Origin of the sequence: Streptococcus sp. 5346 (assembly GCF_013277455.1) — a bacterium.
Lineage (GTDB): Bacteria > Bacillota > Bacilli > Lactobacillales > Streptococcaceae > Streptococcus.
In genome coordinates, this window is the sequence record NZ_VMMY01000009.1 from 130,176 (window position 1) to 142,312 (window position 12,137).

Here is a 12,137-nt window from a genome sequence, read left to right on the forward strand (position 1 = left end):
CAGAAACAAACATAAAAACGTCAGAAGATTGCAGAGCAGGTGAAATCCTGCTCTTTTTTCATGAGTCAACCTTTAGTTCCTTAGTTTTCATAAGGTCCTAAAAATATTGAAAGGAGTATGTCTTGAAGGAGTTAGATCAAAACCAAGCCCCAATTTATGAGGCCTTGGTGAAGTTACGCAAGAAAAGGATTGTTCCCTTTGATGTTCCAGGTCACAAGCGTGGACGAGGAAATCCAGAACTTGTCGAACTCTTAGGAGAAAAATGTGTAGGCATTGATGTCAATTCGATGAAACCCTTGGATAATCTAGGCCATCCCATTTCGATTATTCGGGATGCAGAGGAGCTGGCAGCTGATGCTTTTGGAGCTAGCCATGCTTTTCTCATGATTGGGGGAACAACTTCATCGGTACAGACTATGATTCTGTCAACCTGCAAGGCAGGAGATAAGATTATTCTGCCACGAAATGTCCACAAATCTGCTATTAATGCGCTGGTTCTATGTGGTGCCATTCCAATCTATATCGAGATGAGTGTAGATCCTAAGATTGGTATCGCTTTAGGTCTTGAAAATGACCGAGTAGCCCAGGCCATAAAGGAGCATCCAGATGCCAAGGCCATTTTGATTAACAATCCTACTTATTACGGCATCTGTTCAGACCTAAAGGGGTTGACAGAAATGGCTCATGAAGCTGGCATGATGGTTTTAGTAGATGAAGCCCACGGAGCGCATTTGCATTTCACTGATAAACTTCCAATTTCTGCTATGGATGCAGGTGCTGATATGGCAGCAGTTTCCATGCATAAGTCTGGTGGGAGTTTGACCCAAAGCTCCATTTTACTTATCGGAGAGCAGATGAATTCTGAATACGTTCGTCAGATTATCAATCTTACCCAGTCAACATCCGCCTCTTATTTGTTGATGGCTAGTTTGGATATTTCACGTCGCAACTTGGCCCTTCGTGGTAAAGAGTCGTTTGAGAAGGTCATTGAGCTATCCGAGTACGCTCGTCGTGAAATCAATGCCATTGGTGGTTACTATGCCTACTCAAAAGAGTTAATAGATGGTGTTTCGGTCTGTGATTTTGATGTGACCAAGCTGTCAGTTTACACTCAGGGTATTGGCTTAACAGGTATCGAGGTTTATGACCTCCTACGAGACGAATACGACATTCAGATTGAGTTTGGTGATATTGGCAATATCTTGGCCTATATTTCGATTGGTGACCGCATCCAAGACATCGAGCGCTTGGTCGGTGCTTTGGCTGACATCAAGAGACTCTATTCAAGAGATGGGAAGGACTTGATAGCAGGAGAATATATTCAGCCTGAATTAGTGTTATCTCCTCAGGAAGCCTTCTATTCAGAGAGAAAAAGTTTGTCTTTAGACGAATCTGTTGGACAAGTCTGTGGGGAATTTGTCATGTGCTATCCTCCAGGAATTCCTATCTTAGCTCCTGGCGAACGCATTACACGAGAAATTGTCGATTATATCCAATTTGCCAAGGAACGTGGTTGTTCCCTCCAAGGGACGGAAGATCCTGAGGTCAATCACATTAACGTCATTAAGAGAAAGGAGAACTAGATGGATTTATGGTTTTCTGAAGTTCATACTCCAGATGTCAAATTATCCTTGAGAACAGCCAAGCAACTCTACGCTGGTAAAAGTGAATGGCAGGATATCGAAGTCTTGGATACACCAGCTTTTGGGAAAATACTGATTTTAAATGGGCACGTCTTGTTCTCAGATGCGGATGATTTTGTCTACAATGAAATGACTGTCCACGTTCCCATGGCTGTCCACCCAAATCCCAAGAAAGTCTTGGTTATTGGGGGTGGTGACGGTGGTGTTGCTCAAGTATTAACACTTTATCCTGAACTGGAGCAAATCGATATCGTGGAACCGGATGAGATGTTGGTTGAAGTCTGTCGTGAGTATTTCCCAGACTTTGCTGCAGGGCTAGATGATCCTCGTGTTACCATTTACTACCAAAATGGGCTACGCTTTTTGCGAAACTGTGAAGATGATTACGACATTATCATCAACGATGCGACGGATCCATTTGGACATACGGAAGGGCTCTTTACCAAGGAATTTTACGGAAACAGTTACAGAGCATTGAAAGAAGACGGAATCATGATTTACCAGCATGGTAGTCCCTTCTTTGACGAGGATGAGTCAGCTTGTCGAAGCATGCACCGCAAGGTCAATCAAGCCTTTCCAATCAGTCGGGTCTACCAGGCCCACATCCCAACCAGTCCAGCTGGCTATTGGTTGTTTGGATTTGCTTCGAAAAAATACCACCCTGTCAAAGATTTTGACAAGGAAGGCTGGAAAAAACGCCAGCTTTTCACAGAATACTATACTGCAAACTTACACGTGGGAGCCTTTATGTTGCCCAAGTATGTTGAGGACATTTTAGAAGAAGAGGAAGGAAAAAAATGAGTCGTTTACTAGTTATTGGATGTGGGGGCGTTGCCCAAGTTGCTATTTCAAAGATTTGCCAAGATAGCGAAACCTTTACAGAAATTATGATTGCTAGCCGTACTAAGTCAAAATGTGATGACTTGAAGGCTAAACTGGAAGGCAAAACAAGTACAAAGATTGAGACAGCTGCTCTTGATGCTGACAAGGTTCAAGAAGTCATTGCCTTGATCGAAAGCTACAAACCAGAAGCTGTTTTGAACGTAGCACTACCATATCAAGATTTAACCATTATGGACGCTTGTTTGGCAACAGGTGTTCACTATATCGATACGGCCAACTACGAAGCAGAAGACACAGAAGACCCTGAGTGGCGTGCCATCTATGAGAAACGTTGTAAGGAACTTGGTTTTACAGCCTACTTTGACTACTCATGGCAATGGGCTTATCAAGAAAAATTCAAGGAAGCAGGCTTAACAGCTCTTCTTGGATCTGGCTTTGACCCAGGTGTAACCAGCGTCTTCTCAGCTTATGCGCTCAAACACTATTTTGATGAAATCCATTATATCGACATTTTAGACTGTAATGGTGGTGACCACGGTTATCCATTTGCGACCAATTTTAACCCAGAAATCAATCTCCGTGAAGTTTCTGCGCCAGGTTCTTACTGGGAAGATGGAAAATGGGTTGAGGTTGAAGCCATGTCTATCAAGCGTGAGTATGATTTCCCTCAAGTTGGACAAAAAGATATGTATCTCCTTCACCATGAAGAAATTGAATCATTGGCCAAGAACATTCCAGGTGTCAAACGCATTCGCTTCTTTATGACCTTTGGTCAATCTTACTTGACGCACATGAAATGCTTGGAAAATGTCGGTCTCCTTCGTACAGATACCATTAACTTCAATGGACAAGAAATCGTTCCAATCCAATTCTTAAAAGCCTTGCTTCCAGATCCAGCCAGCCTTGGACCACGTACTGTAGGTAAAACCAATATTGGATGTATCTTTACAGGTGTCAAAGATGGCGTTGAAAAGACCATCTACATCTACAATGTTTGCGACCATCAGGAATGTTACGCAGAAGTTGGTTCACAAGCAATTTCTTACACGACTGGCGTTCCAGCCATGATTGGGACAAAATTGGTTATGAACGGTACTTGGAAACAAGCTGGAGTGTATAACCTTGAAGAATTGGATCCAGATCCATTCATGGAAGCATTGAATAAGTATGGTTTGCCTTGGGTTGTGGTTGAAAATCCACAAATGGTGGACTAATGAAGCTAGAACAAGTACCAACGCCAGCCTATGTCATTGACTTGGCCAAGTTAGAAGCCAATTGCCGCATTCTACAATATGTACAAGAAGAAGCTGGCTGCAAGGTTTTGCTTGCCCAGAAGGCCTATTCCCTTTACAAAACCTATCCCTTGATTAGCCAGTATCTATCTGGTACAACTGCAAGTGGTCTCTACGAGGCCAAATTGGCAAGGGAAGAATTTCCTGGTGAAGTCCATGTCTTTGCACCTGCTTTCAAGGATGCAGACTTGGAGGAATTGCTGGAGATAACAGACCATATCGTCTTTAATTCTGAGAGACAGTTGCGTAAGCATGGTTCGCGTTGTCGTGAAGCTGGTGTAAGCGTGGGTTTGCGACTTAACCCTCAGTGTTCAACTCAAGGAGATCACGCTCTCTATGATCCTTGCGCCCCTAGATCCCGTTTCGGAGTTACTCTAGACAAGATTCCTAGTGATTTGCTGGAATTGGTTGACGGCCTTCATTTTCACACCCTTTGCGAGCAGGGAGCAGATGATTTACAGACAACTTTGAAAGCAGTAGAAGCGCAATTTGGTTCGTACTTACATGAGGTCAAATGGCTCAATATGGGGGGCGGACATCATATCACAAGAGAAGGTTACGATGTGGATTTGCTGATTTCAGAAATCAAGCGTATCCGAGAAACTTACAATCTTGAAATCTATATCGAGCCGGGTGAAGCCATTGCGCTCAATGCGGGTTATCTAGCAACTGAGGTATTAGATATTGTAGAAAACGGTATGGAAATCTTGGTTTTAGATGCCTCTGCGACCTGCCATATGCCTGATGTACTTGAGATGCCCTATCGTCCACCTTTGAGAAATGGCTTTGAGGCACAGGAAAAAGCCCATACTTATAGACTTTCTTCCAATACATGTCTGACAGGCGATGTGATTGATGATTATAGTTTTGAAAATCCTGTTGAGATTGGAGATAGACTTTACTTTGAGGACATGGCTATTTACTCATTTGTTAAAAATAATACCTTTAATGGTATTGGATTGCCAAGTCTCTATCTTATGGACAAACAGGGAGACTGTAGCTTAGTCAAAGCCTTCGGCTATCAAGATTTTAAAGGGAGATTATCATGATGGACAGTCCTAAAAAATTAGGCTATCGTATGCCAGCAGAGTATGAAACCCACCATGGTACTCTCATGATATGGCCGACTCGACCAGGATCTTGGCCTTATCAAGGTAAGGCAGCTAAAAAGGCTTTTAGCCAGATTATAAAAACCATAGCAGAAGTGGAAAGAGTCTATCTTTTGGTGGACCAAGACTACTTAGCTGAAGCTCAAGACTACCTTGGAGATAGCGTTGTTTATTTAGACATTCCCACCAATGATGCCTGGGCTAGAGATACGGGTCCGACTATTCTCGTCAACGATAAAGGAGAAAAGCTTGCAGTCGATTGGTCTTTTAATGCCTGGGGTGGTTCTGTGGATGGTCTTTATCAAGATTATGATGAAGATGACCAAGTAGCCAGTCGTTTTGCTGAGGCCTTGGAAATGCCTGTTTATGATGCCAAACCCTTTGTACTAGAAGGCGGAGCGATCCATAGCGATGGCCAAGGAACCATTCTCGTAACTGAAAGTTGCTTACTTAGTTCTGGTCGCAATCCTCATCTAAGTAAAGAGGAAATCGAAAATACCTTATTAGAGTGCCTTGGCGCTGAAAAAGTTATTTGGCTTCCTTATGGTATTTATCAGGATGAAACCAATGAACACGTTGACAATGTTGCTGCCTTTGTTGGTCCTGCTGAGCTTGTCTTGGCTTGGACAGATGATCAAAACGATCCTCAGTATGCCATGTCGGCAGCTGATTTAGCGCTTTTAGAAAAGGAAACAGATGCAAAAGGTCGTCACTTCACCATTCATAAATTGCCTATCCCTGCAGTTCGACAAGTTGTGACAGAAGAGGATTTGCCAGGCTACATCTATGAAGAAGGAGAAGAAGAGCGATACGCAGGTGAACGACTAGCAGCTTCCTATGTGAATTTTTATATCGCCAACAAGGCTGTCTTGGTTCCACAGTTTGATGATGTAAACGACCAAGTGGCCTTAGATATCCTCAGTAAGTGTTTCCCAGACCGTAAAGTTGTCGGAATACCAGCCAGAGATATTCTCTTAGGTGGTGGCAATATCCACTGTATCACCCAACAAATCCCAGAATAGGAGAAAAAGATGAGAAATGTAAGAGTTGCAGCCATTCAGATGCAATGCGCTAAGGATGTGGCAACAAATATTCAAACAGCAGAACGTTTAGTACGTCAGGCTGCAGAACAAGGCGCACAAATCATTCTCTTACCCGAGTTGTTTGAACGTCCCTATTTCTGTCAGGAACGCCAGTATGACTACTACCAGCATGCCCAGTCGGTGACAGACAATACAGCTATTCAGCATTTTAAGGAGCTTGCTAAAGAACTACAAGTTGTTCTACCGATCAGTTTCTATGAAAAAGATGGCAATGTCTTGTATAACTCTATTGCCGTCATTGATGCAGATGGGGAAGTGCTGGGCGTTTATCGGAAAACCCATATACCAGATGACCATTATTATCAAGAAAAATTTTATTTCACACCTGGCAACACTGGTTTCAAGGTCTGGGATACTCGCTATGCCAAGATTGGAATCGGTATCTGTTGGGATCAATGGTTCCCTGAAACAGCGCGCTGTCTTACGTTAAATGGTGCTGAATTGCTCTTTTATCCTACAGCCATCGGTTCAGAGCCGATTTTGGATACAGATAGTTGTGGTCATTGGCAACGTACCATGCAAGGGCACGCAGCAGCGAATATTGTTCCAGTTATTGCAGCCAATCGTTACGGTTTGGAGGAAGTCACTCCAAGTGAGGAAAATGGTGGGCAGAGTTCCAGTCTTGACTTCTACGGTTCATCCTTTATGACGGATGAAACAGGAGCTATTCTAGAGCAAGCTGAAAGACAAGCTGAAGCTGTTCTGTTAGTAACTTATGACCTAGACAAGGGAGCAAGCGAACGCCTAAACTGGGGCTTGTTTCGAGATAGAAGACCCGAAATGTATCAACGCATTACGGACTAGTAGGGGAGAAATGAGAGATTCATTCTGCTAGACTCGTTTTCACTAGCAACTATAGGGATACTAGGTCATCTAGCAAGTGGATTTTATATTTTAATCCTCTAAGGCTTTCTCGCGCTTTGATGCGAGGAGCTTTTCTGTTTAAGCTTTATCAATAAAACATGCTATAATAGTTGCAGAAAGGTTGGTATTTATGGCTAGGATATTGGTTATTGAAGACAATAGTGACATTCAAGAGATTTTGCGAACACTTCTTACTGAGGAGCATGAGGTAATTCAAGCCTTTTCAGGAACTGAAGGAATCATGCGTTTTGACCAAGGTGGGATTGACCTCGTTTTGCTAGATATCATGCTTCCTGGGAAAAATGGGGATCAGGTTTTAAAAGCCATCAGGGAACAAAGTCAAACTCCAGTCATTATGCTAACGGCTTTGAGCGATAAAAAACTTATCAGTCAATACCTCTTAGACGGTGCCAATGATTACATAGTCAAGCCTTTTGATTTGGACGAAGTCTTTGCCAGAGTTACTGTTCAATTACGTCAAAGCGTAGAAAAACAGCCTATGGAAATAGGAAAAACTGAAAATCTGCCACAAAACTTGAAAAATATCCAGTTTGATGCGGAAAGTTTTGAAATTAAAAATAGCCAGGAAAGGATTCGCCTTGCCAAGAAAGAATGCTTGATTCTCCAAACTCTCCTCAAACATCCAAAGAAAATTTTCACCAAAGAAGAACTTTATGAATTGGTCTGGGAGGATAGCTATCTACCTGGAGATAATACCCTCAATACTCATTTGAGTAATCTTCGTAAAAAATTAAACCAGCTTGACCCAAATCAAGAATATATTGAAACCATTTGGGGAGTTGGGGTAAGATTAAAAGGAGACAAGCAATGACCTACATGATAATCTTTTGCCTACTGGTTCTCCTAATTATTTTATCGATTACATTGATTCGTTACCATCTAGCTCTTAAGAGCCTGAGTCAACAGATTGAAGACAAGATTCTTACAGGTAGTATGAAAAGAGTAGGGGTCAGCATTTTTTCCAAACATTTTTTACATCTCTACCAGCAGATTGAGAATCTATTTCAGGAAGTAGAGCAATCTCGATTGGTTATGAAAAGGGAAAAACAGACTCTGGATATGGCCATCAGCAATATTGCCCATGATATTCGGACGCCTCTGACTATCGCTTCAGGCTACACCCAACAATTGATAAAGTCTCCTGAAGACAAAGCAGAAACCTTACAAAAAATAGCCCAGCATCTTGATTTAGTTTCTAAACGTTTGGAGGCACTCCTAGAATATCGTCGTTTGATGGAAGGAGCTGTCAAACCGAAACTGCAAGAAGTGGATTTTTCAGCTTTTATCACCAAAAAGACTCTGGCTTATTATGATGTTTTTCAGGCGGCAAATATCACGCTTGATTTTAAGGTTGAAGCTGGTCTGAAAATGAGAACTGATGAAGACTTGCTGGATAGAATTTTACAAAATCTGCTTGGAAATGTCCTCAAACATGGCAAGGAAGAAGCACGTCTATCTTTGCGAAAGGAAAAGGAACAGCTTGTCTTAGAGATTGCAAACCTTGTTAAACAGCCTATCAAAAAAATAGAAAATCTCAGCAACCGTTTTTATTCTGAAAATCTATCTGATACTGAAGAATCCTCTGGTTTAGGCCTTTATATCACTGAGGAATTATGTCATCTTCTCGGTGCAGAGATGAAACTAAGCACAGATGGACAGTGGTTATCGGTTTGCATTTACTTTTAACGAAAATAAACCTCCTCTGTAGGCTAGAGGAGGTCTTTTTTATAGACTTTTCTTTTTGAAAACTGTCAATCCACTTATATTAAAGATTACAATAACAGCTAAGCTACCTATAAGTGTGTAGAGAATTGACTCACTATTAGCAGTCATAGCATAGGAAAATTGTAAGGACAAATAGGGTAAAAATTTGATAGTTGGAAAAATGATCATTGGCATAGAAAGTAAGGTAGAGCTGACCAAATAACCAATAAATACCGCAAGATAAGAATGACTAACATAGAGAATAAAGGAAACAATGGAAAGCCAAGCAAGGAGGCAAAGAAATTGAAGGAAAATGGTTACCAGTAGATTGCCAATAAAGCCATCAGGCATAGTTCCAAATCCATTTAAGATAGTTGCTGGAATAAAGGCAATCACAAGACCGATGATGAGTTGAGAAAGTCCAATGCAAGCCACTACAAAGGCTTTGGCAAGGAAAAACTCTGTACGAGAAACCCCTACTGTCAAACTATTTTTATAGAGCTTTCCGATTAAATCAACACCGAGAACTAGACAAGTTAAAACAATACAGAGAAAAACGAGGTTTGAACCTTGACTAGATGCGTTAATCAGGGCTTGTACACCATCCCAACCTTGGGTTGGAATGTCTGGCTCTTCTGTCTGAATTGCCATCAGTTGCCCCGTAGCTCCTACAGTTGCGCCCATTAACATGAGTACAAAGAGAATGAACTCTGTAATCCAGAATCCTTTGGAACGGAAAAGACGGTAAAAGTCTGCTTGAATGGTATGTATCATGATTTTCCTCCTATTCGACCAATTGAGTGAAGTATTCTTCTAGGTTTTGACGGGCGTAGTAAATCTCGTCAATGGCAACATCTGCCAAGGTTAATTCCTTAAGAATCTGTTTGACATCTTGTTCCTGACCAAAGATATGGATTTCATTCTCAGGATTGACAACCTTGAACTGGAGCTGGATTTGTTCTTTCAATACTTGACAAGCTTTCTCTTGGTCAGCTGTCTTAAGAACAATATAATCCTCACTTAGTGTTTCAAATTCAGCTTTGCTGATTTCACGGATAATCTTGCCTTGATCTAAAATACCAAAACGATTAGCTAGGAGATAGAGTTCTGACAAGATATGGCTAGAGATGAGAATGGTGATCCCTTGTTCTTGATTGAGCCGTTGAATCATCAGACGAAATTCTTTGATACCGATTGGGTCGAGACCGTTGATAGGTTCATCTAAGATCAGGAAGTCAGGTTTGGATAGGAGGGCAATGGCGATACCAAGTCTTTGTTTCATTCCTAGCGAGAAATTACGAAAGACTTTCTTACCTGTATCTGCCAAACCTACATAGTCCAGGATTTCTCGAATAACTATATCAGCATTTGGAATATGACGAATCATACAGTAATATTTCAGGTTTTGATAGGCTGTTAAGTGATTATGAGCTACAGGTGATTCAATCACTGAACCTACTCGAGATAGGGCCTTGGTCCACTCATTTTCCGATTGACTAGAAAAGAGGGAAACAGTCCCTTTATCCGCAAAGAGTAGTTGCGTAATGATTTTTATCAAGGTGGTTTTCCCAGCTCCGTTCTTCCCGATAAGTCCATAAATATCTCCCTCTCTTATCGTTAGATGAAGATCCTGAAGGATAGCTTGTTTGTCAAAGTTTTTGGACAATCCATGAATGTCAATTACTGTTTTCATGATTCTCTCCTTTTGATTTATTTTGATAATTTTAGTATAAAGCATAGAAATCAAAGAAAGCTCAAGCATTTCTAAAGAGTTTCTAAAGTTTTAGGAATTCTTAAATATCAAAACCCAGTTGACACGAACTGGGCTTCTTAATTATAAAATATATTTCTCAATGGCACGCGCAACGCCGTCTTCTTCGTTGCTTGCTGTAACGGCATCCGCAAGAGATTTGACATAATCGCTGGCATTTCCCATTGCAATGCCAAGTCCTGCAAACTGGAGCATTTCGATATCGTTATTGGCATCGCCCATAGCCATAATCTCTGAGGAATCAATCTTCAAAATATCTGCTAGTCGTGAAAGAGCAGTAGCCTTTGTCGTTCCAAGTGGCATGGCTTCATAAATAACAGGCTGCGAACGAACTCCACTAAAACGTTGGCAAAGCTCCTTAGCAAAACGCTCTTCAAAATCATCTGTTTGCTCTTTGGTGCCCAAAAACATCCCTTGGAACATGCGATACTTGCCACTGGTCGCTTCCTCAAGGGAAATTTCAGTCAGGTCTGAAAAAACTAGTTTGGCGTCATTTTGAACGATTTCATTAGGCTTGCCACCGAGGACAAAATAATGCTCCTCATCAAAAAGAGTCAACTGAACATCGCTCTTTTCAGCTAGGTCATAGAGGTATTCAATGTCAACTGGACTAAGTTCTTGCCAGTCAACTAGCCCCCAGTCACTTGTCTGGTGAGTTGAGCAACCGTTGTTAACAATGACATACTCATTCTGGAGATCAAGTCCCAGTTTCTGATAGTAGGGGAGGACACCAAAGAGCGGGCGGCCCGTACAAAGTACCAGTTTGACACCTTTATCAATAGCTTGGTGAATAGCAGTAATGTGAGCTGGTGGAATTTCCTTGGCTTCATTGAGGAGGGTTCCGTCCATATCCAAGGCTAGTAGTTTAATCATAAGACTTCCTTCTTTATCTTTTGGTATTATTATAGCATATTTTGGAGAAGAAATTGATAGAAAGCTTGGGGCTAATTGATTTTACAGTTTAGGATATTTTGATAACAATTCATGATTTGAAGAGGATATTTCGAAAAGATATGCTATACTAAACTTGTTATACAGTTAAGTAAACCATTCTATTCAATAATCTAGTCAAGGAAAACAGAGGATTTAATATGAAAAAACGAGCTATTCAAATTTTACTAGCATTGTCCTTAATTTTTTACAAATCAACTTGGTTTTGGAGAGTTTTCAATCACCTCGCAAAGCCCTATCTACCAGCAAGTCGTGAATTTTTTCAGATTCTGCTTTTGATGGAGAGTGGAGTTCTTTTGTCAGCAGTTATCTATCTACTAGTTTTTGCAGGAAAGAAGACTTTTCATTTCAAGTGGCAGTTGAGGTACTTTATCTACCTTTTACTGGGCTACATCACTTTGTATATGTCTGACTTCCTCTTGTCTTATTTCATACCCTCGTCTTCAAATCAAATTTCTTTGAATGAAACGATAGAAATGATAGGGAGACAGGAATTACCCTATTTCTTGCTCATGGCTTGCTTCATCGGGCCTATTGCTGAGGAATTGATTTATCGCGGTGTGCTTATGACAACCTTTTTCAAAAACTCGCCTTGGTACGGAGATATCTTGCTTTCTGCTATTATTTTCGGTTATATTCATATCAATTTCGCTTTAACACCTCTTGCTTTTTTTCATTTATGCTAGTGGAGGTCTCATTTTAGCTCTACTGTATCGCATGACAAAAACTCTCTACTATCCAATAGTGGTTCATATCCTCATCAATATCACTGCCTTCTGGAATGTGTGGTTACTCCTATTTTCAGGAAGTTAGCTTACTAAAACAATGTCGGAACT

11 protein-coding genes and 1 pseudogene are annotated in these 12,137 nt (G+C 41.1%); 9 read left to right on the plus strand and 3 right to left on the minus strand.

What is annotated here, in order from left to right; genetic code table 11:
- Positions 1–122: 122 nt before the first annotated feature.
- The 8 genes from HT732_RS06620 (at position 123) to HT732_RS06655 (ending at position 8,561) form a co-directional block, all read left to right on the plus strand.
- Positions 123–1,583: an aminotransferase class I/II-fold pyridoxal phosphate-dependent enzyme gene (locus HT732_RS06620; RefSeq protein ID WP_173254393.1), complete on the plus strand. Its 1,461-nt coding sequence runs from the start codon at positions 123–125 to the stop codon at positions 1,581–1,583.
- A complete protein-coding gene (speE, locus tag HT732_RS06625) occupies positions 1,584–2,444 on the plus strand; it encodes a polyamine aminopropyltransferase (RefSeq protein ID WP_000366713.1) in 861 nt (286 codons plus the stop codon). It begins immediately after the preceding gene.
- Complete coding sequence (locus HT732_RS06630; protein ID WP_000088787.1) at positions 2,441–3,700, plus strand: saccharopine dehydrogenase family protein; 1,260 nt, start codon at positions 2,441–2,443, stop codon at positions 3,698–3,700. Before speE ends, HT732_RS06630 begins: the two co-directional genes overlap by 4 nt.
- Complete coding sequence (gene nspC, locus HT732_RS06635; protein WP_173254394.1) at positions 3,700–4,827, plus strand: carboxynorspermidine decarboxylase; 1,128 nt, start codon at positions 3,700–3,702, stop codon at positions 4,825–4,827. The genes HT732_RS06630 and nspC overlap by 1 nt, the downstream gene beginning before the upstream one ends.
- The gene (gene aguA / locus HT732_RS06640) at positions 4,824–5,909 is read left to right on the plus strand and encodes an agmatine deiminase (protein WP_173254395.1); all 1,086 of its coding nucleotides are present in this window, start codon (positions 4,824–4,826) and stop codon (positions 5,907–5,909) included. The genes nspC and aguA overlap by 4 nt, the downstream gene beginning before the upstream one ends.
- Before the next feature lie 9 nt (positions 5,910–5,918).
- Positions 5,919–6,794 carry an N-carbamoylputrescine amidase gene (gene aguB, locus HT732_RS06645; protein ID WP_173254396.1) on the plus strand — a complete coding sequence of 292 codons (876 nt, stop codon included), beginning with the start codon at positions 5,919–5,921 and terminating at the stop codon, positions 6,792–6,794.
- Positions 6,795–6,984: 190 nt separating this feature from the next.
- A complete protein-coding gene (locus HT732_RS06650; RefSeq protein WP_173254397.1) occupies positions 6,985–7,686 on the plus strand; it encodes a response regulator transcription factor in 702 nt (233 codons plus the stop codon).
- Complete coding sequence (locus HT732_RS06655; protein WP_173254398.1) at positions 7,683–8,561, plus strand: HAMP domain-containing sensor histidine kinase; 879 nt, start codon at positions 7,683–7,685, stop codon at positions 8,559–8,561. Before HT732_RS06650 ends, HT732_RS06655 begins: the two co-directional genes overlap by 4 nt.
- Before the next feature lie 39 nt (positions 8,562–8,600).
- Here HT732_RS06655 and HT732_RS06660 read toward each other — a convergent pair whose 3' ends face one another.
- The 3 genes from HT732_RS06660 to HT732_RS06670 form a co-directional block, all read right to left on the minus strand.
- Positions 8,601–9,353 (minus strand): ABC transporter permease, encoded by a 753-nt coding sequence (locus tag HT732_RS06660; RefSeq protein ID WP_173254399.1) that lies wholly within the window; start codon positions 9,351–9,353, stop codon positions 8,601–8,603.
- 10 nt (positions 9,354–9,363) lie between these two features.
- A complete protein-coding gene (locus HT732_RS06665) occupies positions 9,364–10,272 on the minus strand; it encodes an ATP-binding cassette domain-containing protein (RefSeq protein ID WP_173254400.1) in 909 nt (302 codons plus the stop codon).
- Between the two features lie 141 nt (positions 10,273–10,413).
- Positions 10,414–11,223, minus strand: a complete 810-nt coding sequence (locus HT732_RS06670) for a Cof-type HAD-IIB family hydrolase (protein ID WP_173254401.1) — start codon at positions 11,221–11,223, stop codon at positions 10,414–10,416.
- 218 nt (positions 11,224–11,441) lie between these two features.
- Between HT732_RS06670 and HT732_RS06675 the strand changes: the two are divergent.
- A pseudogene (locus tag HT732_RS06675) lies at positions 11,442–12,114 on the plus strand (lysostaphin resistance A-like protein).
- The last annotated feature ends 23 nt before the right edge of the window (positions 12,115–12,137 follow it).